The following is a 21,402-nucleotide window of genomic DNA, read 5'->3' as shown; positions in this document are numbered from 1 at the left end:
CGCTTCGATAACTCGTGGATGGCGAGTCATGGGGGCGCTCACAACTGGTTCATGCAACCCGCGCACTACTATCGCACTCGACCGAATCGAGCGCTCGATGGACGAACTTCGGGTGAGGTGCTACTTAGATAGCACCTCCTCCCCTCGGTGAAACGCGGGAGATTGGCAACGGTTGGGTGTCCTCCGTCGCAATGCTACCCAATCCGATAATAAGGCTTAATATTTGATGGCGGTTTGATTGTTATATGGCCGTCGTTAGCGTCTCGATGCCGGAGGAACTACTCGAGCGAATCGACCAGTTTTCCGAGGACCACGGATATACTGGTCGGAGCGAAGTACTCCGAGAGGCGAGTCGGAACCTCCTCGGTGAGTTCGAGGACAAGAAACTCGAAGACCGCGAACTGATGGGCGTCGTAACCGTCGTCTTCGATTACGAGACGACGAGCGTCGAAGAGAAGATGATGCGACTCCGCCACGAGTACGAGGACATCGTTGCGTCGAACTTCCACAGCCACGTCGGGGGGCACCACTGTATGGAACTGTTCGTTCTCGAGGGGTCGCTCGAAGACATCTCGACGTTCGTCGGAAAAATCAGAGCGACGAAAGACACGCTTACGATCGATTATTCGGTGCTTCCGGTCGACGACTTCGGTCCGCTCGCGGATATGAGCTAATTTCGATTTTCACGGTTCGGATATTCTCCGGCTGGCATCTTCGCCCGCCTGCAGGCGGGGGAATTGCCACCGCAGTTGCTGGTCTCGTCGGCATCGCTCGTGCCCTCGCTGTCGACCCGGAGATTCTACTTATGGATGAACCGTTCGGGAGCGTCGACGCGCGGACGCGAGACCGCCTCCACGCTGAACTGCTCGAGATTTGGGCGCAGACCGAACAGACCGTCGTGTTCGTCACCCACGACATCGACGAGGCGGTGACGCTGGCCGACCGCGTCGTCGTGGTGGACGCCGACCCGGGGACCGTCCGTTCGAGCATCTCTATCGATTTAGAACGCCCGCGTCAACGAACAGCCCACGAGTTTGTCGAGTACGTCGCGAGAATCAGAGACGAACTCGGCAGTCCGGTAGACAGCAGCCACGAATAGCTCGGTGGTTGCTGCTGCGTCGTTACAACGCCGGTGAGCGTCCCGTCGCATGCTGTCGATGCGTGCGTTCCTCCCGTCGCTATTCGACGAGCTCGAACGGCGCGGCGAGTGCGATGCCCGCGCCGTGTTCGGAGAACCCCCAGTAGACGAATCGGTACGTGGCTGGAGTGTGTGTCGTACACCGTTCGAACGGGCCTGAAAATTCGTTCGCGCGGAGTCGCATTTCCCACCGGAGTTCTTCGCCGGGGTCCAGTACCCGCTGAGACGGCGACCACTCGTGTCCTTCAGGCACGCCGATGGAGTTCCGCCACGTGCCGTCAGACCCTAATCGCTGAATCATGTATCGCGGTTTGCCCAGCGTGGTGAGCGGGTCGCCGGACTCGTTTGTGAGTTTCGCCACCAGTTTCCCGCCAGTCGGGATCGACTGCGGCACGGTCAACGACGCATACCGAAGATAGTTCACTATCGACCGCTTCGCGAACGCGTCTCCGACGTCACGATACCCCGACGTACAGACCTGCTGTTCGCTTCCCGTAACGGCATCAAGGCACCCGGCGAGGACGGCTGTTCCGGTTGAACCGCCGAGTGTGAGAACCCGTCGACGCGAGAGGGGAGGGCTCATGACAGAACCATCCACACCTCGTGATGTATGTTTTTTGCCATTACTCTCGCAGTGGGTCAGCCGTTAGACCCGCAGTTACAGTGCGTGAGGAACTCCCAAGCCGACCAAAGCGTCGAGTCCTTGACGCTCCCGGATTCCGCGAGGGAGCGGTGTCGTCCGCAGGTCCTCTATGACAACACCTGAAACGAACGCGATATTAATACATTGTTCTATTATCCACTATCTCTATTATTCTAGAATAGAAATTTAACACATGACGATTGTAAGCACCTCGATGGCCGAGTGGCTCCGTGACGACCTCGATGCGTTCGCGGAAGAACACGGCTACAGCGGCCGAAGCGCGGTTATTCGTGAAGCGTGCCAGTCGCTCCTTGCGGAGTACGAACAGACTGACTACGAGGGTCAACAGGTCTTAGCGACGGTGACCGTCGTCTTTGGGTACGATAAACCGAAGATAGAGGGCCGAATGATGGAACTCCGCCACAAGTTCGAAGCGTCGATTCGGTCGAACTCGCACAACTGCCTCGGCGACAACGCGGGCTGCGTTGAGACGTTCGTCGTCGAAGCCGCTTACGACGATGTCTTGCGGTTCATTGCGACTGTCCGGGGGGCGGGCGAGTCAGTCTCCGTCGAATACACCCTCGTCCCGGTCGACGTGATGAGTGCCGAAGTCAGTGACTCGGACTCGTTTTGACTCGAAAGGGTTGGCGTCCTCTTCGAACTCGCGTAAGCACTCGTCGTTGGCCAAGGAAGTTAGGTGTCGGCGGGCGTACCACTCTCTCACAATGTCTGACGAACCATTCGTCGTCGTCGGCGGCGACGCCGCCGGACTCTCCGCCGCGAGCAAGCTCGCCCGCGCCAACGCCGACCGCGAGGTCGTCGTCTTCGAGAAGGGCCGCTGGGTCTCCTACGCCCACTGCGGCACGCCCTACTTCGTCAAAGGCGAGGTCGACAAGCTCACCGACATGCTCTCGCTGTCGCCCGAGGCGGCCGCCGACCGCGGTATCGACCTCCGGCGCGAACACGAGGTCGTCGCCGTCGACACCGACGAGCGGGTCGTCACGGTCGACGGCCCCGACGGGACGTTCGAACAGCCCTACGGCGACCTCCTCGTCGCCACCGGCGCGCGGGCGCTCCGCGAACCGATAGACGGCATCGACCTCGACGGCGCGTTCACGCTCCACGGGCTGGACGACGCGGCTGCGATTCGGTCGTTCCTCACCGACCCGAACGAGGCCTCGGTCGCCGACCTCGGCGGCGGCGGGTTCGTCGACGAGGCGCGAGCGGCCCGTTTCGGCGCGATGGAACCGCCCGAGTCGGTCGCCATCGTCGGCGGCGGGTTCGTCGGGGTCGAGATGGCTGAGGCCTTCACCGCCCACGATCTCGACGTCCATCTGTTCCAGCGCTCCGGACACGTCCTCAGCTCCTTCGGCGACGCCGTCGGCGAGCGGGTCGAAGACCACCTCGAAGACAATGGCGTCACGCTTCACCTCGGCGCGTCGGTGGAGCGACTCCGCGGCGACGACGCGGACCGGGTCGAGGCCGTCGTCTGCGAGGGCGACGAACTCGCGGTCGACGCGGCGATGGTCGGTATCGGTCTCCGCCCCAACTCGGACCTCGTCGCCGACGCGGTCGACCTCGGCGAAACGGGCGCTATCGCGGTCGACGACTACGGGCGGACGAGCGCGGAGCGCGTCTACGCCGCGGGCGACTGCGCCGAAATCGACCACGTCGTCACCGGCGAGCCGACGTGGAACACGCTCGGCCTGCCCGCGAACCGCGCCGGGCGCGCCATCGGCCAGACCGTCGCCGGCGACCCCGAACCCATCGGGACCGTCGCGAACACCTCGGTCGTGAAGGCGTTCGACCTCGAGTGCGGTCGCGCCGGCGTGACGGACCTCGACGAGGCGCGCGACGCGGGCTTCGACCCCGTCTCGGAGACCATCACCGCCGGCTCGCGGTCTGGCTACTACCCCGGGTCAGTCGAGACGACCGTCACGCTCGTCGCCGACCGCGACACAGGGCGACTGCTCGGCGGCACCATCGTCGGAGCCGACCGCGCCGCCGTCAGAATCGACACCGTGGCGACCGCGCTCGCCTCCGAGTTGACCGTCGCCGAAGTGGAGCGTCTCGACCTCGGCTACGCGCCGCCGTTCAGCCCCGTCTGGGACCCGATTTTGACCGCGGCGAAGGTCCTCCGCGGCTCGCTGTAAGCCGCGAGCGGTTCGAGATTCGAACCGAACAAAACGACTATTATCGATTGTGTGGTAACGATACGCTCACGTGCTGGATATACCTCCAACAGAGCGCGGGAGTGTCGAAACGAAACCGACGCGGCCGACGAGTCCGGCGGAGTCGCATCGCCGACCGCCGAGCGGGGCGTGGTGTCGGTGAACGGCCGGGTCGCCACCGGACTGTTCGTCCTTCTGGGACTCCTCTGGGGGAGTTCGTTCGTCGCTATCGAAGTCGGTCTCGCGTACTTCCCGCCGCTGCACTTCGCGGCGCTTCGGTTCTTCCTCGCGGGGGTCATCGTCCTCGGCTACGCCGCCGCCTCGACCGACTACTGGCGGCCGCACAGCCGGACCGACTGGACGCTCGTCGGCGTCTCCGGCGGCCTCCTCATCGGCGCGCACCACGCGTTTCTCTACCTCGGACAGGAGCACGTCCCCGGCGCGGTGGCGGCCATCGTCATCAGCCTCGGACCGGTCCTGACCGCGCTGTTCGCGACAGGCATCCTCGGCGACCGCATCTCGCCGCTCGGCGTCCTCGGATTCGGCTTCGGCTTTCTGGGCGTCGGCCTCGTCGCCCAACCGGACCCGACCGCGCTCCTCTCCAGCGACGTGGTCGGCGTCGCCATCGTCTTCGTCGCCTCGGCGTGCTTCGCCCTCGGTGCCGTCCTGACGCGCCCCTTCTCGTCGGACATCCCGGCGCGAACGCTCCAGGCGTGGGCGATGCTGTTCGGGGCCGCGCTCCTGTCCGTCGCGGGCGTCGCCACCGGCGAGTCGCTCGCGGCTATCGAGTGGTCCGGCGTCGCCGTCGGATCGCTGCTTTATCTCGCCGTCGTCAGCGGCGCGGGCGCGTTCCTCATCTACTTCGAACTGCTCGGCCGGTTCGGCCCGACGCAGATAAACCTCATCGGCTACGTCGAACCCGTCTCCGCGACGCTCCTCAGTTGGGCCTTTCTCGGTCAACTCATCGACTCCGTGACCGCGCTCGGGTTCCTCTCCATCTTCGTCGGCTTCGCGCTCATCAAGCGCCGGGCGCTCGGCGAGTTGGTCGGGGGAGCGCGCGGTCGGTCTGCGGAGTGACGGTCGTCGCGTCCCGCGCTTCGCCCGCGGAACAACGGACACAAGTAGGCGAGCGAGCGAACACTCACTCACCATGCCCGCCGACTCCGTGCCGCCCGAGCAGAAAGCACAGATTGCGAACGCGGTCCGCGCGGCGCTCGCCACGCACGGCTACGCTCGACTGACGACGAAGAAGGTGGCCGCGGAGAGCGAAAAGAGCGAGGCGGGGCTGTACTACTACTACGACTCGAAAGACGAGATGATCGTCGCGTTCCTCGAAACGTCGGAGGACTACCTCGCGCGGACCCTCGACGAAATCGACGCGGAGGGGCCCGAAGAGCGCCTTCGAGCGGTCTGCGACATCCTCCTCGTCGACGAGGACGACCCGGCCGCCGCCGGCGTCAACATCGCCGTCATGGAACTCCTCTCGCACGCGCCGCACAACGAGACGCTCCGCGAACCGCTGCTCCGGATGGAGCGCCACACCCTCGACGTCATCGCCGACATCGTCCGCGACGGCGTCGAACAGGGCGTCTTCCGCGAGGTCGACCCCGAGGGAACGGCCGCGTTCGTCCTCTCGGCGACCGACGGCTACACCGGCTTTGCCCTCGCGCTCGGGATGGAGGGCGTCGGCGACGATCTCCGGGAGTCGCTGTCGGCGTACATCGACTCGTTGTTGGTCGAGTGAGACCCGCCCGTCTGTTTCTGTCGTCCCCGCTCAGTCTGGCACTTATCTACCGAAACGGCCGTGAGTGGGTGGACGAATGTCTTTCGAAGGGTCGTGGTACCTTGACCCTCGGAAGGGTTATCCGTCGCCCGACCTTCGATTTGTTCGTAATGGCACACGGCAAAGTTGATTTCTTCAACGACACTGGCGGCTACGGTTTCATCTCTACTGACGACGGCGACCTCGACGACGACGAAGACGTGTTCTTCCACATGGAAGACGTCGGCGGCGAAGACCTCACGGAAGGTACCGAAGTCGAGTTCGACATCGAGTCCTCGCCCAAGGGCCCCCGCGCGGCGAACGTCGTTCGGCAGTAACACCGAGACGCGACTGCTGTTTGTAGCGGCAGACGACACCTCGACTTTTCAGACGATTACACGGCGAGCCGAGGCTCTCGACGGAGCCGACTGTCTCGGTCGTGGTTCGCCCTCGCCTCTGAGTAAGTACTCACTCAGTAGATTTATATCGCTCCTCGAACGACTCGGTTCTATGCCGAGCCTACACAGCCCCCACGCCCCGCCAAATCGCACCGAGCGTCCGCACCCGTCAACCGCCTCCATCGAGGTTTCGCGATGATACTCGTCGAGGACGCGACGCTCGGCGTCCACATCCTCGCCGGATTCGCGGCACTGTTCGCCGGCTTCGGCGCGATAGTCACGAAGAAAGGCGGCCGTCGCCACCGTCGGGCGGGCCGGGTCTACGTCGCGGGGATGACCGTCGTCGCGGTCACGTCGCTCGTGCTGTTCGCCCTCGCGCCGACCCGCGGGCGGACGTTCCTCGCGCTCGTCGCGGTGTTCAGCTACTACTTCGTCTTCTCGGGCGACCGCGTCCTCTCGCGGAAGCGCCCGACCGACAGGCCGGAACTCGTCGACTGGGTCGCGGTCGGTCTGCTCACCACCGCCGGGGTCGGTCTCCTCGCCATGGGCGCGCTCCGGTTCCTCGCCGGCGACAGTTTCGCCACCGTGATGCTCGTCTTCGGCGCGGCCGGTGCCGGCTTCGGCGTCCGCGACATCGCCGCCTTCCGCCGGGAGCGCGCGGAGTCACGCGAGTGGTTCTTCGAACACATCGGCCGCATGGGCGGCGGCTACATCGCCACCGTGACCGCCTTCTCGTCTGTCAACTTCGACTTCCTCCCGACCGTCGCCGCGTGGCTCTGGCCCACCGTCGTCGGCACGCCGCTCATCTTCGTGGCCATCCGGAAGTACAAACGCGGGTCGCCCGGCGCGGCCGCCTCGACCGCCGACTGACTGCGAACCGCGGGCGACCGCTCTTCTCTCCACCTTCCGACCGCTATCCCGACGGCCTCTCGCCGCGAAGTGTGACGGCGCTCGACGAATTCTGGGCTGACATTGAATAACAACAATGGACGATAGAATAACAGCACTTATTATCTCAAAGCAGCTTTCTAATAACATGCGAACGAAGACCCGACGCAGGTTCCTCGCGACAGTCGCCGGAAGCGCCGCCGTCGGCCTCGCGGGCTGTCTCGGCGGTGACGGCTCGTCCGATTCGACCGACTCGTCAGCCGAATCGGAGACGACGGCCACGGCCTCGTTCTTCGTCTTCGGCGACGTGGCCCGACACGTCGCTGGCGACGCCGCGTCCGTCGACACGCTCGTTCCCATCGGTCAGCACGGCCACGGCTGGGAGCCCGGCCCGGACGTGCAGGGCCGGGTACTCGAATCCGACCTGTTCGTCCACGGAATGCCCGGATTTCAGCCGTGGGCCGACGACATTCGGTCGTCGCTCGAAGCCGACGGGTCGGACGTCGCCGCGGTGGACGCCTCCGCGGACGCGGAACTCCACGAAATCGGACCCGACGGCCACGTCCACGACGACGAGTCCCACGACGAGGCGGAACAGCACGACGAAGAGGCGCACGCGAACGAGACACACAGCGAAGAGACCGAACACCACGACGAGACCGAACACCACGACGAGACCGAACACCACGACGACGAGCACGCCGAGGAGTCGGAGAGCTACGACCACGGCGAGCTCGACCCGCACTTCTGGCTGGACCCGACGCGGGTCGCCACCGCGACCGAGACGCTCCGCGACGCCTTCCAGTCGGTCGATTCCGAGAACGCCGACGCCTACGCCGCGAACGCCGAGTCCTACCGCGAGACGCTCTCGGAACTCGACGCGGCGTTCGAGGACGGCCTCGCCGCCCGCGACCGCGACGTGATTCTCGTCGCCGGCCACGACGCCTACGGCTACCTCTCCGACCGCTACGACCTCGAAATCGTCGCGCTCACCGGTATCTCGCCGGACGAGGAGCCGTCGCCGCGGGACATCGAGCGGGCGCAGGCGACCATCGAGGAACACGGCATCCGACACGTCCTCGCGGACCCGCTGGAGTCCGACCGCGCCGCACAGCAACTCGTCTCCGAGACGGACGCCGAGGACGTGCTCCCGCTCACGCCGCTTCCCGGCGTAATGACTGAGTGGGAGGAAAACGACTGGGGGTACGTGGACATCATGCGCGAGGTGAACCTCCCGTCGCTCCGGACGGCGCTCGGCGCGCAATGACGGCCGTCTCGCTCAGCGACGTGGCCTTCTCGTACGGCGATGTACCCGTCGTCGACGGGGTTTCGCTCGACGTGCCCGAAGGTGAGTTCCTCGGACTCGTCGGCCCGAACGGGTCGGGAAAGAGCACGCTCCTGACGCTGATGCTCGGCCTCCAGCGACCGACCCACGGTGAGGTGCGACTGTTCGACCGGCCCGCCCACGACTTCTCGGACGGCGAGCGCGTCGCCTACGTTGCACAGGACGTGACGGACGCGGCCCGCGATATGCCCGTCACCGTCCGCGAGGTCGTCCGGATGGGTCGCTACCCGCGGAACCTGTTCGGTCGCTTCTCTGCTGACGACCGCGAGGCGGTCGCCTCGGCGCTCGACCGCGTGGACATCGCGGACCTCGCCGACCGCCGGGTCGGGTCGCTCTCGGGCGGCCAGCGCCAGCGGGTCTTCGTCGCCCGCGCGCTCGCCGCGGAGGCCGACCTGCTCGCGCTCGACGAACCGACCGTCGCGCTCGACGCCGAGTCCCGCGAGGCGTTCTACGACCTCCTCGGCGAACTGAACGAACAGGGGATGACGGTCGTCCTCGTCGAACACGACATCGGCGTCGTCACGGCCCGCGCGTCCCGAATCGCCTGTCTCAACAAGCGGCTGTACTTCCACGGCGACCCCGACGACTTCGCCGACAGCGACGCGCTCGCCGCGGCCTACGGCGCGAACCAGCGCGTGCTCGACCACGACCACAGCCATCACCACGGCAACTCTCACGACTACCCGCACGACCACTCTCACGGTGACGCCCGCGACGAACCGGAGGACGAGTCGTGACCGGCCCCGTCGCGCTCGCGGCGACCGACCTCCTCGCGGTTGAGTTCTCCGCGGCCGGTTCACTCGCGCCGCTCCTCGTGGCCGACGCGTTCGCGGGACTCTTCGACTGGTTCTTGACGGCGGTCGTCGGCGGGGTGTTCTCGTGGCTCGCCGGCGTCACCGGTCTCGACTTCCTCGGCTATCCCTACATGCAGCGGGCGTACCTCTCGGTGCTGTGTATCGGTGTTGTCGGCCCGCTCGTCGGGTCGTTCCTCGTCTACCGCGACCTCTCGATGGTCGGGGACACGCTCGCCCACACCGCCTTCGCCGGGGTCGCGCTCGCGCTCTTCCTCGAGGCGACGCTCGGACTCGCGGTCCCGCCGCTCCTCGGCGCGCTCGTCGTCGCGGTCGTCGCGGCGCTCGTCGTGCAGGCGCTCATCGAGTACACCGACGCCCGGAGCGACGCCGCGCTGGCGATGGTCCTGACCGGCGGCTTCGCCCTCGGGAGCGTGCTCATCTCGCTCACCGGCGGCGGCATCTCGGTCGGTATCAACCAGTACCTGTTCGGCTCGCTGGCGACCGTCTCGCGGGCCGACGTGGGACTTCTCGTCTCGATGGGACTCGTCGTCGTCGGCTCGGTCGCGGTCGCCTACCGGCCGCTCGTGTACGTCACGTTTGACGAGACCGCCGCCCGCGCGTCGCGGCTCCACGTCCGCGCCGTCAACACGCTCCTGTCGATTCTCACCGCGTTCGTCGTCGTCAGCGCGATGCGAATCATGGGCGTCATCCTCGTCGCGGCGCTGCTCGTCATCCCCGTCGTCACCGCCTCGCGGCTCGGGCGGAGCTTCAAGCAGTCGCTCCTGTACGGCGTTCTCGCGGGCGAACTCGCGGGCGTCGCCGGCGTCACGGTCGCGTACCTCTACGGGCTCGCCGCCGGCGGCTCCATCGTCCTCGTCGCGCTCGCGGGCTTCGTCGCCGTCGCCGCCGGGCACCGACTGGCCTGAACACCCCCCGTTTCGGCCCTCCCACCGAATCGCGGTCACGAGCGACTCCGGAGCGACTCTGGAGAGCCCCCGCCGAGTCCGGCCTTGACCGGACAAGTGATTTTAAACCGACAGACGATTCCTGGTTCTGTCAGCGTCGGTAGTGTGGTATCCATCCTGCAATATCAACTCCGAATCCGTTATTTTTGGCCGTTTTGAGGCGATTAGCGGCAATCCTCGATTATCTCTATTGATACTGTTCGCGAATACTTATCAGTTTACTCCCACACTCGTTCGTATGGCAATCGAGCGAAACGAACGGGAACCGGCCGCCGGAGACGGGGCTCCCTCCCGACAGCACGACGCGTATTCCGGTCCCGGTGCCGCCGGCGCGGCGACCGACGAGGTTCTCGACGACGTGGACGACGTGGACGACGCGACCGACGAAATCGGCACGGCCGTCGCCGAACTCTCCCGCGCCTCCGAGAGCGTGGCCGTCAGCGCACAGGAGATAAGCGACCTCGCGGGCGACCAGTCGACCAACATGCGTGAGGTCGCCGGCGAGGTGTCGAACCTGAGCGCTAGCGTCGAGCAGATAGCCTCCAGTGCCGACCAGACGAAGGCGATGAGTGACCAGGCGCGCGACCTCGCCGCCGAGGGCCGAAGCTCTGCGGACAACGCCGCGGACGCGATGGAAACCGTCGACGACGTGACCACCGACGTGTACGACGAAATCACCGACCTCCGCGCGAAAGTCGACCAGATAGACAGCGTCGTCGAAGTCATCAACGACATCGCCGACCAGACGAACCTGCTCGCGCTCAACGCCTCCATCGAGGCCGCGCGGGCCGGCGAGGCGGGGGCCGGCTTCGCCGTCGTCGCCGACGAGGTCAAGAGCCTCGCGGAGCAGTCCCGCGACAGCGTCTCCGAAATCGAGGCGGTCGTCGGCGACATCCAGGAGACGACGGAGACGACCGTCGACAACATCGAGGAGGCGAACGAGGAGGTCAACGACGGCATCTCGGAGGTCGACGCGGCCGTCTCCGCGCTCCGGAACATCGACGCCGCGGTCGGCGAGGCCGCCGCCGGCGCGGAGGAGGTCGCCCGCGCGACCGACCAGCAGGCCGCGAGCACCGAGGAGGTGGCGAGCCTCGTCGACCAGACCGCTCGGGGCGCAGAAGAGGTCGCCGGCGAGATAGACCAGGTCGCCGCGGCCACCGAAGAGCAGACGGCGAATATTTCCGAGGTCGCGCTCCTCGCCGGCCACATCGACGACGAGGTGGACGACCTCGAAGACGAACTCGACGCGGCCGAAGACGGGCTCTCCGCCCGGAGCGCGTAGATGTCGCTCACGGACGCGCCCGACGCGGCGCTCGACGAGCCGACGCAGGTTCTCGAATTCGAAATCGGCGAGGAGCGCTACTGCGTGGCCCTCGACGTCGTCACCGAGATTATCGACCGCAAGCCGGCCCGCTCGCTCCCGGACTCGCCGCCGCACGTCGTCGGCGCGATGGACTACCGGGGCGCGACGACGATGCTCGTCGACACGGCCTCGCTCCTCGGCGTGGGTTCGAACCCCGACGCCTCCCGCGTCGTCGTCTTCGACGCCGCCGACGAGGACGCGACCGTGTTCGGCTGGCTGGTCGACGAGGTCGACCGCGTGACGACGGTCGACCCCGAGACCGTCGACGACGCGCCGTTCGGCGACGACCTGACCCGCGGCGTCGTCAGGGGCGACGACGGTCTCGTCGTCTGGGTCGACCCGCCGGTCGACGAATAGGCCGACCGCACCGTACTTTCTTGAGCGCTCCCGCGAACCACTCGGACGATGAAAACACGTCGGGACGCCGTCGATAGCTTCGATTCCTTCCGGCAGTTCATCGGGCTCGAACGCGACGTGTTCGTCCTCTCGGTGGCGATGTTCGCGTTCAGTCTCTCGTTTCAGATGACCGGCCGGTACGTCCCGGAGTACCTCCGGGTGCTCGGGGCCGGCGCGACCGTCGTCGGCCTCTACGGGAGCGTCGGCAACCTCATCGGGGCACTGTACCCGTATCCGGGCGGCGCGCTCTCCGACCGCCTCGGGTCGCGCCTCTCGCTCACGCTGTTCGGGACCGTCTCGTCGGCGGGCTTTCTCTTCTGGTTCGTCGCCCCGCAGGTCCCCGAGGTGACGCTCGCGGGCGTCTCGCTCGAACCGTGGCTCTGGATTTTCGTCGGGCTCTTTCTCACGCAGGCGTGGAAGTCGTTCGGCCTCGGCGCGACGTTCGCCATCGTCAAACAGAGCGTCCCACCGGAGCGACTGGCGATGGGCTTCGCCAGCACCGAGATTTTCCGCCGCGTCGGCTTCCTCCTCGGACCGCTCATCGCGGCCGCGCTGTTGGCGGCGACGGCGACGTTCGTCGAGGGCTTCCGGTACGTCCTCGTCGTCGCCGCGGCCTTCGGCGTCGTCGCCACCGTCGCCCAGCACGTCCTCTACGACGCGGGCGAAGACTCGCTGGGCAAGTCGTTCGAGGGGCTCGCACAGCTCCGCGACGACCTCCGGTCGCTCCCGGAGACGCTCCGCCCGCTCCTCGTCGCGGACACGCTCATCCGGTTCGCCAACGGGATGGTGTACGTCTTTTTCGTCATCGTCGTCACGGAGTTCCTCGAAGTCGGCTTCACCGGGTTCGGCGTCTCGCTTCGACCGGCCGCCTTCTTCGGCGTCCTCCTCGGCGTCGAGATGGTCGTCGCGCTCCTGACGAAGCTCCCCGTCTCGAAACTCGCCGAGCGGACCGGGCTCAAGCCGGTCGTCGGACTCGGGTTCGCGGTGTACGCCGTCTTTCCGGTCCTCCTCATCTTCGCGCCGGCGGACCAGTGGGTTGTCGTCGCCCTGTTCGCCTTCTCGGGGCTTCGGTTCGCCGGCCTCCCTGCGCACAAGGCGCTCATCGTCGGCCCGGCGGAGCGAAACGCCGGCGGACGGGTGACGGGCGCGTACTACCTCGTGCGGAACACCATCGTCATCCCGAGTGCGGCGCTCGGCGGCTGGCTCTACGCGAGCGACCCCACGCTCGCCTTCTCGGTCGCGTCGCTCGTCGGCGTGGTCGGCGTGGTTTACTTCGCACTGCGCGGAAAAGAGTTCGAGGCGTACGCCGGCGGGGCCTGACGCTCAGTTCGGGACGACGAGGTCGACCTCGAAGTAGTACATCGCCTCGAGGTCGCCCTCGAAGACGAGGTGGATAAGCGCGTTCTTGTCCGCCGGGACGTTGTTGCTCACGTCGGTGTCCTCGGCCACGAGGTCGCCCTCGGCGTCGTACACCCGACCGACGACGCTCAGTCGCCCGATGCGCGAGGAGGTGTTCACGGAGAGACCGACGCGGTAGGTTCCCGCCTCCTCGTCGGTCTCGGCGTAGTTCTGCCACGCCTTCGCGTACGGGAGGTCCGAGGAGACGACGACGCCCGGCACGGGTCCCTTCGTCAGGAGCGTGCCCACGACGTCCGGGTCGTCGTCCTCGCGCTCGAAGTCGATGCGGTCCTCGGGAGCGTCGGTCGTCGGCTCCGGCGTGGGTTCGGGTGTCGGTTCGGCGGGCTGTTCGGTCGTCGGTTCGGGAGTCGACTCGGGCGAGTCGGTCGCCGGTTTCGCGGGCTGTTCGTCGCCCGCGGGGTCGTCGTTCTGGTCGGCCGCCGGGTCGAGCGCGTTACCCTCCGCACCGAGGCAGCCGGAGAGGAGCACCACGCCCGCTCCGACGCCGCCGAGGAATGTTCGTCTGTTCATGTCGCTTCCAACGACACATATATACTAAATTATGATTGTACTGAATAGCTGAAAATTCCGGGATAGAGACGGTCTGATGCGGTTATGTGGTACATTACGATGTAGATAATCCGAGTTAGCGGGGCCGCTCGCGGTCCCGCTGACCACACAAAGATTCAACTTTGTTAACATACATCTTTGTTCATGGATATTGGGATACTCGGCGCTGGCCGACTCGGCGGGACGTTGGCCCAACTCCTCGTGGAGTCGGACCACGAGGTTGCGATAGCCAACGAAAGCGGGGTCGAGTCGCTCGCGGACCTCTCCGAGACGCTCGGCCCGCAACTTCGCGCGGTGGAACCGACGCGGGCGATTCGGTTCGGCGACGTGGTCTTCCTCGCCGTTCCGTTCCGAGAGCGCGAATCGCTGCCCGACGCGGACCACTTCGCAGAGAAGATAGTCGTCGACGCGATGAACCCCTACACCGAGAACTTCCACGTCATCGACCTCGGCGACGACACCTCCTCGGAACTCGTCGCGGCTCAGCTCCCGGACGCGAAACTAGTCAAGTCGTTCAACACCATCCACTGGGAGACGCTCCGCGACCTCGGGCATCCCGACCTCCCCGAATCGGAACGCCTCGCGGTCTTCCTCGCCGGCGACGACTCGGACGCCAAGGCGCACGTCGCCGACCTCGTCCGCGACATCGGCTTCGGCCCGGTCGACGTCGGCGAGCTCGTCCCGGGCGGCGAACTACTGGAACCCGGTTCAGCGCTCTACAAGCGAGAAATCACGGTCGAAGAGGCGCGTGAGACCGTCCGAACGCTTCGTGCCCGGCAGGGTTGACCGTCGTACTCGCGAAATTGTCACCATTTTTGATTTTGTATTGTGGCCACCAGATTGCGCTCGCGGAGTACCACAGCCATACCCGTCCGTTTTCGTGACGTTCACGAATTACAACTGTTCACAAATAGCATGGATTTAAGGGCCACCATCGCACACAGACGCCTGTTAAGGCACCCATGATGGCACAGACGAACGACTGGAAGGACGCGCGCGTGACGTACGACGAGGCGACCGGGTCGTACCGCGTCGACCGCGATTCTTCCGAGCTGCTAAGTACGAACGTTGTATTGAGTATTGCGGCAATCGAGGGCGTCCGACCGACGCAGCTCCCGCCGCTCGCACAGACTATCGACCCCGACGCCCTCGAAACGGTCTTCGGCCGTTCTGAGGACGCGCTCCTCTCGTTTTCCTACGCGGGCTACCGCGTGACGCTCGACGCGCTCGGTTCTATCGAAGTGGTCCCCATCGGCGACGCCCAGCCCCTCCAGTGAGGCGACTCACCACCTAATCGCCGACCACTTACCGCTCATCTCCTCCGGCGAGTGGCGACACGGTCCCGCGATTCGTTACGCCGGCCTCGCGGTTCGCCGCCTTCCAGTAGGTACCGCCTGACCGCCCGTTCGTGACAGTAGGCGAAACATACCAAAACGTCCTGTCATCGTCTCCCACGGTATGTTCGGAACGAGTGGAATCAGAGGTCCGGTTGGCCGAACCGTGACCGCCGAACTCGCCCTTCGAATCGGCCGCGCGGTCGGCTGCGACGCCTGTACCGTCGTCGTCGGACAGGACGCCCGCCTCAGCGGGGACGTCCTTGCCGACGCCGTGAGCGCAGGCGTCCGCGAGTGCGGCGCGAACGTGGTCCGACTCGGCGTCGCCTCGACCCCCACGGTCGCCCGCGCAGTCGGCTGGGCCGGCGCGGACGCCGGTATCGGTATCACGGCGTCTCACAACCCCGCGTCGGACAACGGGCTGAAGCTCTGGACGCCGAGCGGCCGCGCCTTCGACAAGGCCCAGACGCGCGATATCGTCCACCGACTCAACCGCGACGAGGTGTCGCTCGCTCCGTGGGACGAACTCGGCGAGGAGCGCGAGTGGCCCGACGCCGCGGCCCGCCACGTGAACCACCTCGTCTCGTCGTTCGACGACCTCGACGACGTGTCCGTCGCGTTCGACCTCGGCAACGGCACGGGTCGCGTCTCCGTCGACGCGCTCTACGAACTCGGCGCGACGGTCAACACCATCGACGGCCAGCAGGACGGCCGGTTCCCCGCCCGAAAGAGCGAGCCGAACGCGGAGACGCTCACGGCGCTTCGGCGGACCGTCCCCGCGCTCGACGTGGACGTGGGACTCGCCCACGACGGCGACGCGGACCGACTCGTCGCGGTCGACGAGACCGGCGCGTACGTCGCCGGCGACGCGCTCCTCGCGCTGTTCGCGCGGGACGCCGTCTCCCCGGGCGACGCCGTCGCCGTCCCCGTCGACACGAGCCTCCTCGTACAGGACGTGGTCGAATCCGCCGGCGGGCGCGTCACCTACACGCCGGTCGGCGACGTCCACGTCGCCGAGACGGTCGCCGAACCCGGCTACGTCTTCGGCGGCGAGCCCTCCGGCGCGTGGATTTGGCCCGACGAGACGCTCGCGCCCGACGGCCACTACGCGGCGCTCAAACTCACCGACCTCGTGGCCCGCGATGGCCCGCTGTCCGAACAGGTCGCCGGCCTCGGCGGGGCGGCGTACGCCACCCGCCGCGCGAGCCTCTCGTTCGACGACAAACACCAGGCGATGGACCGAATCGCCCGGAACATCCACGCGACGTACGACGAGGTCGACACCATCGACGGCATCCGCGTCGACACCGACGACGGCTGGTTCCTCGTCCGCGCCAGCGGGACCGAACCGCTGGTCCGCATCACCGCCGAGGCCCGCGACGAGGCCGACGCCGACCGCCTGTTCGAGGACGTTCGTTCGCTCGTCGAGGGCGCGCGCGTCGTCGCCTGAAGCACTCGCTTTTGTGACCCGTCCGCCTCCTCCGCGGGGGTAGTTCAGTTCGCGCACGCGAGCGACCGTTCTCACGGTTTATGTACCATGGCGCCCGACCTCCGCACAGAGCGACGATGCACGACGACTCTCCGCCGCGCGACCGCTCGAACGGTCCGATCACGCGCCGAGCTGCGACGAAAGCCGTTTCACTCGGCGCGCTCGCGGCCCTCGCGGGCTGTCTCGGCGGCGGTTCGACCCCGGAACAGCGGCCCGACCCCGTCGACCTCTCGGGCGGGAAGGAAGACGACCAAGGCGGGATGGTCATCGGCCTCCACGCCGGCCCGAACGGACAGATCTTCTACCGCGAGAACGCGCCCGAGGGCCACGACAACCCGGCGTGGTTCCACACCCTCAGCATGGGGCTGTTCCCGTACTACTTCGAACACCGAGAGCAGGGTTGGGAGGCGACGGCGGTGTACGTCACGGACTACTCGACGGTCGACTACGAGCTCTCGACAGAGGGCGGCGACACGTTCATCTCGACCCATACCGGCGCTGAGACCTTCGGCGACGCCACCGAGATGACGTACGTCGTCGAAAGCGACGTGCTCGGAGGCATGGGTAAAGACCTGATTCCCTTTTCGTCGGATTCCGACGCCGACGGGTTCGTCGCCGAACACGGCGGGGAAACCGTATCGTTCGACGACGTGACGCCCGAGTGGCTCAGCGGCTACATGCGCTCGTAGCGCCGCCGCTGTCGGTCGCTTCGAAAACAACGGAGTTTCCGACGGCCTCAGAACGAGTCGTTGGGGATGCGGACGCCGTCGACGTAGACCGACACCGCGTCGGTCGACTGGAAGTTGGTGATGTCGCCCGCGAACTGGTAGCGTCGCGAGTCGTCGTCGACGGTTCCCTCGGCGGCGGGACCGACCGTCCCGGTCGTGCTGAGCGCGCCGTTCGATTGGAGCGGTGAGATAGAGCCGCTGACCGTCACTTCGAACGAAGAGACGGGACCGGTGCCTGCGACGACGAGCGTGTGCCCGTCGTCGCCGACCGGTTCGTCGGCCTGTTCCGTCGCCGAGCCGAGCCCAGAGAATCCCGCGAGTGCACCGGCGGCCGATACCGACCCGCACAGCGCGAGATACTTGCGTCTACCGACGTCGTCGTCAGTCGTCGTCGTTTCTGGGTCCTGCCCGGTGGACCGTTCACTTACCATGTCTCAGGGGTTGCGGATTACACCCATAAATGTTGCGATAATTACATTAGTAGGAATACATGAATATCTACAGACGATACTATTGAGACCGTTACTGTTCGAATCGCCGACGAATTTCGACGATTCGTTTCGCCCGAAAAAACGACCGACAGTGGCCACTTATTCTCGAATTAATCCGTTTCTTATGGCTGCATTAATGGCTGATTTGCGGTGTCGATTTGAATGTCCTTTTTGTGATATTTTTGACGGCGACCGAATATACTAACTTCTGATAAATATCTCTGTGGCGTGCGCTGCGGCCGCTCCCTCGCCGTCCGAGCCTCTATGAACCTCGAAACCGCGTCGGCGAGTCGGGAGTCGGGGCGACGGTGGGCGTCGAGCCTCGTCGAACGCGGTCGGCTCAGCGCCGCTGCGGTCGCTCGACTCGAATCGGCGTCGAAAAGGGGAGAGGACCGGACGAGACCGCGGGGACCGATGCGGCCACCAGCGACGAGCTGTTCTCGTCTTCGTTTCTTCCGGGGCGGGCGTCCCACTCGCGCCCTCGGGTGTTCGAACGGACGGTTCGTCGCTCCGCTGTGGGGACGGCGGCGTGCTATCCGAGGAACCCGACGTGGCGGTCTTCCCAGTCTCGGCGCTCGACGATGGACTCGTGGCCTTTCTCGGACATCTCGTAGAAGTTCGTTCGGCGGTCGTGCTGTCCCTTGTTCACGTACCCCTGTTCGACGAGGGCGTCGAGGTTCGGGTAGAGCCGACCGTGGTTCACCTCCCCGACGTCCTTGCTGATCATCTCTTTAATCTCCTGCCCGGACGGGCGCTCTGCGCCGGCAATCACGTACAGCAGGTCGCGCTGGAAGCCAGTCAATTCGAACATTGTAGTCTCGAATCTAAGTATCGCCGCCATCGGGTATTGTTAGCCACCTCTATACTGGACAATTGGGTTCCTTACCGCCGCTGTCGCGAGTTTGCTCCCATTCCGGCGCGAGGACTTTTCTCGAAACCGACGAGATACGTAATCATCTCTGAGACCGAGATAACTCCCTCCCGCTGACGGTCCGTCTCCGAGTAAATATCGCGTGAAGATGAGCTTAATCTCCGTTAGAAACCGGTCCGGTGCCTCCCGGAAACGTCACGATAACAAAGGTCGGTTGTGGTGTACTACGACTCAACCGGGTCGGCTCCCTCTTTCGCATCGCGTGCGAGGACCGCCCCCGAACACGACGATGACAACCCTATCAAAAGACGAGCTCTTTCGCATCCTCAGTAACTCGCGCCGGAGGCAGATTCTCTACTTCCTCCACCGCGCGGGCGAAGCAATCTCGTTGAAGCAACTCGCGGCGATGGTCGCGGCTCGAGAGAACGGCACGGCGGTCGAGGACGTGACCGACGAAGAGCGACAGCGCGTGTATATCTCGCTGTACCAGACGCACCTCCCGAAACTCGAGAGCGCCGGACTGGTCGATTACGACGACGAGGAGCGCTCCGTCGAACTCGTCCCGAACGTCGCCAAGCGGGGGTTCTTCTGGATGCAACCCGACGCGCGCGAATCGTGGAGTCGGTACTACGCGCTTCTCGGCGCGCTCAGTTGGGTGCTCATCCTCGGGGTGTGGGGAGGGCTCCCGGGATTCGCGCTCGTCTCGTGGAGCGCAATCGCGGTGTTCGTCTCCGCGGCGCTCCTCGCGCTGGTGTTCGCGCAGTACCTCTCCGAGCGACGCGAGGGCACCTCGGCCGACGCCTTCGAAGCGCTCGTGGAATAACCGCCGGATAAACCGTCATCTCGCGACCGCCGTGGGCACCCGCTCCGGAGCGCTCGCGTATTCTCAGTCGATGCTACTGCCGAATCGGTGTATCCGTGAGTTTAACTACCAGTCGAATTTGATGTCCCTCTCGATAACGGTTTCCTTAGACGGAAAACCGTGGTACTCTGCTACTTCGCGGTAGGACTATGTTACTATCGGATACATTGAAAGTCTGAGTTAGTATAGATTGTTACAACCAGTTTACTCGCAGATTTTGCACCCCTAACAGTCGGACAAATCAGAGTGTGGGATTCTCAGACAAGTATATATCCTCGTTTAACCTATTAGTTGATTGACCCTCTGAATCTGGGGCGCGCTTGGTGGGGCGCATCCAAAGGTTGTGGTCTGTGCTAAACGTCACGTGGTCTCCCCTCTCGACTGACCACGTCACTCGGTAGCACCCGACTACACAGTGGGGGAGGAAGGAACAATGGTTACCGATTCATTACAAGCTGACACCGACGTTGTTGATCAGACGACGAACGAACAACTCGCGGAGACGACTGGTGGGTCTCACGCGGTTTCCGAACAGCAACAACAACCCGAAATCGAAGCGCTCTCGAAGGACGTCGTCTTCGAGATTCTGAAGAACCAGCGCCGGCGCGACGCGCTCCGGTTCCTCAAGGAGAACGACGGAGAAGCGAAGCTCGGCGACATGGCCGAGTTCATCGCCGCGAAGGAAAACGGCATCGAGATAAAGGCGCTGTCGTCGAGTCAGCGAAAGCGGGTGTACATCGGTCTGTACCAGTGTCACCTCCCGAAGATGGACTCGGCGGGAATCGTCGACTTCGAGAAGAACCGCGGTGACATCACGCTTCTCGACACCGCGAAGCAGCTCGACCAGTACCTCGACGGCGACGTCGTCAGCACCGAGACCGACGACGAGCAGTCGGCGCCGCTCGCCGCGTCGCCGAAACGGAACCTCGCTATCGCTGCCGGCGTGGCGGCGACCGTCTCCGGCGGCCTGCTCGGCGTCCCCGGTCTCGAACAGATTCCGGCCGCCGGCTGGGCCGTGCTGAGCACCGCGACGCTCATGGCTATCACCGCGATGGAGTCGTACAAGGGCCGCCTCAACCTCTGAGCCGGTCTCGCGCGCCCGCGTCGCGAACGATACAACGAACAACTTGGATTTTACTTCGGTCTGCTTCGGACAGCGGCGGCCTTGCTCGCCGCTCGCACGTCGATGTCTGTTCTCTCAGACTCTCTCGCTCCCAGTCCGCTTCTGACTCTCTCGCTCCCGTTCTCGACTCGCGGGTGTGATTCGCAGACCGTGCAACCGACGTGGCGACTTCGACCGCGCGGCGACACCATCGGATGAACGCCCCACCGATTAGGAGCGACCGAACCCGCCTGCCTCCCGATTTAGGCCGGCTTTCGCCGTTTGCAACAGTCTCACACGCGACCCTAACGCGCGACCGGTTCGGGGAACCCTCTGTATAACAATCCCCGTCGCCGTCCCTGTTCCCTCTATGACTCACTCACCGTCACGGTCACGTTCCGAACGTCCGTCGCTCGCGGGAGGGCGCGAATGAACGACCGCATCACCGAGGCGGTCGTCCTCGCGGCCGGCGAGGGGCGACGGCTCCGCCCGCTCACCACCTTCCAACCGAAGCCGATGCTCCCGGTCGCCAACCGGCCGGTCGTCGAGTACGTCCTCGACGCGCTGTTCGAATCGGGTATCGAGCGCGTCGTCGTCGTCGTCGGCCACCGCGCCGACCGCATCCAGTCGCACCTCTCTGCGACCTACTCCGACGCGGACATCGAGTTCGTCCACCAGGACTCGCGTCTCGGCA

24 protein-coding genes and 1 pseudogene are annotated in these 21,402 nt (G+C 65.4%); 21 read left to right on the top strand and 4 right to left on the bottom strand.

Annotated features, from left to right (window positions below; genetic code table 11):
• Positions 1–245: 245 nt before the first annotated feature.
• Positions 246–674 carry a CopG family ribbon-helix-helix protein gene (locus C457_RS09545; protein WP_004978112.1) on the top strand — a complete coding sequence of 143 codons (429 nt, stop codon included), beginning with the start codon at positions 246–248 and terminating at the stop codon, positions 672–674.
• 83 nt (positions 675–757) lie between these two features.
• A pseudogene (locus C457_RS09540) lies at positions 758–1,099 on the top strand (nitrate ABC transporter ATP-binding protein); the annotation flags it as partial.
• A gap of 79 nt (positions 1,100–1,178) precedes the next feature.
• Here C457_RS09540 and C457_RS09535 read toward each other — a convergent pair.
• Positions 1,179–1,721 carry a hypothetical protein gene (locus C457_RS09535; RefSeq protein WP_239640739.1) on the bottom strand — a complete coding sequence of 181 codons (543 nt, stop codon included), beginning with the start codon at positions 1,719–1,721 and terminating at the stop codon, positions 1,179–1,181.
• A gap of 274 nt (positions 1,722–1,995) precedes the next feature.
• Between C457_RS09535 and C457_RS09530 the strand changes: the two genes are divergently transcribed.
• The 12 genes from C457_RS09530 to C457_RS09475 all read left to right on the top strand — a co-directional run bounded on the left by C457_RS09530 (position 1,996) and on the right by C457_RS09475 (position 13,183).
• Positions 1,996–2,415, top strand: coding sequence for a CopG family ribbon-helix-helix protein (locus C457_RS09530; protein WP_008094073.1), 420 nt, complete (start codon positions 1,996–1,998; stop codon positions 2,413–2,415).
• Positions 2,416–2,506: 91 nt separating this feature from the next.
• Entirely contained in the window at positions 2,507–3,934 is a 1,428-nt protein-coding gene (locus tag C457_RS09525; RefSeq protein WP_008094071.1) for an FAD-dependent oxidoreductase, read from the top strand.
• Between the two features lie 177 nt (positions 3,935–4,111).
• The gene (locus C457_RS09520; protein WP_049913488.1) at positions 4,112–5,029 is read left to right on the top strand and encodes a DMT family transporter; all 918 of its coding nucleotides are present in this window, start codon (positions 4,112–4,114) and stop codon (positions 5,027–5,029) included.
• A 73-nt stretch (positions 5,030–5,102) separates the two neighbouring features.
• Positions 5,103–5,696 carry a TetR/AcrR family transcriptional regulator gene (locus C457_RS09515; RefSeq protein WP_008094068.1) on the top strand — a complete coding sequence of 198 codons (594 nt, stop codon included), beginning with the start codon at positions 5,103–5,105 and terminating at the stop codon, positions 5,694–5,696.
• A gap of 149 nt (positions 5,697–5,845) precedes the next feature.
• Complete coding sequence (locus tag C457_RS09510; RefSeq protein WP_004978121.1) at positions 5,846–6,052, top strand: cold-shock protein; 207 nt, start codon at positions 5,846–5,848, stop codon at positions 6,050–6,052.
• 255 nt (positions 6,053–6,307) lie between these two features.
• Positions 6,308–6,982, top strand: coding sequence for a DUF2306 domain-containing protein (locus tag C457_RS09505; RefSeq protein ID WP_008094063.1), 675 nt, complete (start codon positions 6,308–6,310; stop codon positions 6,980–6,982).
• 166 nt (positions 6,983–7,148) lie between these two features.
• Positions 7,149–8,267: a metal ABC transporter substrate-binding protein gene (locus tag C457_RS09500; RefSeq protein WP_008094062.1), complete on the top strand. Its 1,119-nt coding sequence runs from the start codon at positions 7,149–7,151 to the stop codon at positions 8,265–8,267.
• Entirely contained in the window at positions 8,264–9,082 is an 819-nt protein-coding gene (locus C457_RS09495; protein ID WP_008094060.1) for a metal ABC transporter ATP-binding protein, read from the top strand. The genes C457_RS09500 and C457_RS09495 overlap by 4 nt, the downstream gene beginning before the upstream one ends.
• A complete protein-coding gene (locus C457_RS09490; RefSeq protein ID WP_008094059.1) occupies positions 9,079–10,065 on the top strand; it encodes a metal ABC transporter permease in 987 nt (328 codons plus the stop codon). The genes C457_RS09495 and C457_RS09490 overlap by 4 nt, the downstream gene beginning before the upstream one ends.
• A gap of 277 nt (positions 10,066–10,342) precedes the next feature.
• Positions 10,343–11,386, top strand: a complete 1,044-nt coding sequence (locus C457_RS09485) for a methyl-accepting chemotaxis protein (protein WP_008094058.1) — start codon at positions 10,343–10,345, stop codon at positions 11,384–11,386.
• Positions 11,387–11,824 (top strand): chemotaxis protein CheW, encoded by a 438-nt coding sequence (locus C457_RS09480; RefSeq protein ID WP_008094057.1) that lies wholly within the window; start codon positions 11,387–11,389, stop codon positions 11,822–11,824.
• A 48-nt stretch (positions 11,825–11,872) separates the two neighbouring features.
• Complete coding sequence (locus C457_RS09475; RefSeq protein WP_008094056.1) at positions 11,873–13,183, top strand: MFS transporter; 1,311 nt, start codon at positions 11,873–11,875, stop codon at positions 13,181–13,183.
• Positions 13,184–13,186: 3 nt separating this feature from the next.
• Here the strand turns inward: C457_RS09475 and C457_RS09470 are convergent, their stop codons facing one another.
• The gene (locus tag C457_RS09470; RefSeq protein ID WP_008094055.1) at positions 13,187–13,792 is read right to left on the bottom strand and encodes a hypothetical protein; all 606 of its coding nucleotides are present in this window, start codon (positions 13,790–13,792) and stop codon (positions 13,187–13,189) included.
• 183 nt (positions 13,793–13,975) lie between these two features.
• Here C457_RS09470 and C457_RS09465 point away from each other — a divergent pair, with 183 nt between their 5' ends.
• From C457_RS09465 to C457_RS09450, 4 genes are all read left to right on the top strand, one after another.
• A complete protein-coding gene (locus C457_RS09465; protein ID WP_008094054.1) occupies positions 13,976–14,617 on the top strand; it encodes an NADPH-dependent F420 reductase in 642 nt (213 codons plus the stop codon).
• A gap of 176 nt (positions 14,618–14,793) precedes the next feature.
• Complete coding sequence (locus tag C457_RS09460) at positions 14,794–15,108, top strand: HalOD1 output domain-containing protein (protein WP_008094052.1); 315 nt, start codon at positions 14,794–14,796, stop codon at positions 15,106–15,108.
• 181 nt (positions 15,109–15,289) lie between these two features.
• The gene (glmM, locus tag C457_RS09455) at positions 15,290–16,615 is read left to right on the top strand and encodes a phosphoglucosamine mutase (protein ID WP_049913475.1); all 1,326 of its coding nucleotides are present in this window, start codon (positions 15,290–15,292) and stop codon (positions 16,613–16,615) included.
• A gap of 116 nt (positions 16,616–16,731) precedes the next feature.
• Positions 16,732–17,343 (top strand): nitrous oxide reductase accessory protein NosL, encoded by a 612-nt coding sequence (locus C457_RS09450; protein ID WP_008094048.1) that lies wholly within the window; start codon positions 16,732–16,734, stop codon positions 17,341–17,343.
• 47 nt (positions 17,344–17,390) lie between these two features.
• On the opposite strand, the gene C457_RS09445 is transcribed toward C457_RS09450, so the two are convergent.
• Both C457_RS09445 and C457_RS09440 read right to left on the bottom strand, forming a co-directional pair.
• The gene (locus C457_RS09445; protein WP_008094046.1) at positions 17,391–17,813 is read right to left on the bottom strand and encodes a hypothetical protein; all 423 of its coding nucleotides are present in this window, start codon (positions 17,811–17,813) and stop codon (positions 17,391–17,393) included.
• Between the two features lie 592 nt (positions 17,814–18,405).
• Entirely contained in the window at positions 18,406–18,684 is a 279-nt protein-coding gene (locus C457_RS09440) for a PadR family transcriptional regulator (protein WP_008094044.1), read from the bottom strand.
• A gap of 349 nt (positions 18,685–19,033) precedes the next feature.
• On the opposite strand from C457_RS09440, the gene C457_RS09435 reads away from it, so the two are divergent.
• The 3 genes from C457_RS09435 to C457_RS09425 all read left to right on the top strand — a co-directional run.
• Positions 19,034–19,567, top strand: coding sequence for a DUF7344 domain-containing protein (locus C457_RS09435; protein WP_008094042.1), 534 nt, complete (start codon positions 19,034–19,036; stop codon positions 19,565–19,567).
• 472 nt (positions 19,568–20,039) lie between these two features.
• Positions 20,040–20,690 (top strand): DUF7344 domain-containing protein, encoded by a 651-nt coding sequence (locus C457_RS09430; protein WP_008094040.1) that lies wholly within the window; start codon positions 20,040–20,042, stop codon positions 20,688–20,690.
• 447 nt (positions 20,691–21,137) lie between these two features.
• Positions 21,138–21,402, top strand: a 265-nt coding sequence (locus C457_RS09425) for a sugar phosphate nucleotidyltransferase (protein WP_008094038.1), incomplete at its 3' end; no start/stop codon positions are given.

This window comes from Haloferax prahovense DSM 18310, assembly GCF_000336815.1.
GTDB lineage: Archaea > Halobacteriota > Halobacteria > Halobacteriales > Haloferacaceae > Haloferax > Haloferax prahovense.
The sequence above is the reverse complement of the archived record's forward strand: the minus strand, read 5'-3'. Positions and strand labels throughout refer to the sequence as shown.

Excerpts from the sequence above, each read along its gene's own strand:
- C457_RS09545 (WP_004978112.1), top strand. The coding sequence starts at position 246 with ATGGCCGTCGTTAGCGTCTCGATGCCGGAGGAACTACTCGAGCGAATC.
- C457_RS09535 (WP_239640739.1), bottom strand. The coding sequence starts at position 1,721 with ATGAGCCCTCCCCTCTCGCGTCGACGGGTTCTCACACTCGGCGGTTCA.
- C457_RS09530 (WP_008094073.1), top strand. The coding sequence starts at position 1,996 with ATGGCCGAGTGGCTCCGTGACGACCTCGATGCGTTCGCGGAAGAACAC.
- C457_RS09525 (WP_008094071.1), top strand. The coding sequence starts at position 2,507 with ATGTCTGACGAACCATTCGTCGTCGTCGGCGGCGACGCCGCCGGACTC.
- C457_RS09515 (WP_008094068.1), top strand. The coding sequence starts at position 5,103 with ATGCCCGCCGACTCCGTGCCGCCCGAGCAGAAAGCACAGATTGCGAAC.
- C457_RS09510 (WP_004978121.1), top strand. The coding sequence starts at position 5,846 with ATGGCACACGGCAAAGTTGATTTCTTCAACGACACTGGCGGCTACGGT.
- C457_RS09505 (WP_008094063.1), top strand. The coding sequence starts at position 6,308 with ATGATACTCGTCGAGGACGCGACGCTCGGCGTCCACATCCTCGCCGGA.
- C457_RS09500 (WP_008094062.1), top strand. The coding sequence starts at position 7,149 with ATGCGAACGAAGACCCGACGCAGGTTCCTCGCGACAGTCGCCGGAAGC.
- C457_RS09495 (WP_008094060.1), top strand. The coding sequence starts at position 8,264 with ATGACGGCCGTCTCGCTCAGCGACGTGGCCTTCTCGTACGGCGATGTA.
- C457_RS09485 (WP_008094058.1), top strand. The coding sequence starts at position 10,343 with ATGGCAATCGAGCGAAACGAACGGGAACCGGCCGCCGGAGACGGGGCT.
- C457_RS09480 (WP_008094057.1), top strand. The coding sequence starts at position 11,387 with ATGTCGCTCACGGACGCGCCCGACGCGGCGCTCGACGAGCCGACGCAG.
- C457_RS09475 (WP_008094056.1), top strand. The coding sequence starts at position 11,873 with ATGAAAACACGTCGGGACGCCGTCGATAGCTTCGATTCCTTCCGGCAG.
- C457_RS09470 (WP_008094055.1), bottom strand. The coding sequence starts at position 13,792 with ATGAACAGACGAACATTCCTCGGCGGCGTCGGAGCGGGCGTGGTGCTC.
- C457_RS09465 (WP_008094054.1), top strand. The coding sequence starts at position 13,976 with ATGGATATTGGGATACTCGGCGCTGGCCGACTCGGCGGGACGTTGGCC.
- C457_RS09460 (WP_008094052.1), top strand. The coding sequence starts at position 14,794 with ATGATGGCACAGACGAACGACTGGAAGGACGCGCGCGTGACGTACGAC.
- glmM (WP_049913475.1), top strand. The coding sequence starts at position 15,290 with ATGTTCGGAACGAGTGGAATCAGAGGTCCGGTTGGCCGAACCGTGACC.
- C457_RS09450 (WP_008094048.1), top strand. The coding sequence starts at position 16,732 with ATGCACGACGACTCTCCGCCGCGCGACCGCTCGAACGGTCCGATCACG.
- C457_RS09445 (WP_008094046.1), bottom strand. The coding sequence starts at position 17,813 with ATGGTAAGTGAACGGTCCACCGGGCAGGACCCAGAAACGACGACGACT.
- C457_RS09440 (WP_008094044.1), bottom strand. The coding sequence starts at position 18,684 with ATGTTCGAATTGACTGGCTTCCAGCGCGACCTGCTGTACGTGATTGCC.
- C457_RS09435 (WP_008094042.1), top strand. The coding sequence starts at position 19,034 with ATGACAACCCTATCAAAAGACGAGCTCTTTCGCATCCTCAGTAACTCG.
- C457_RS09430 (WP_008094040.1), top strand. The coding sequence starts at position 20,040 with ATGGTTACCGATTCATTACAAGCTGACACCGACGTTGTTGATCAGACG.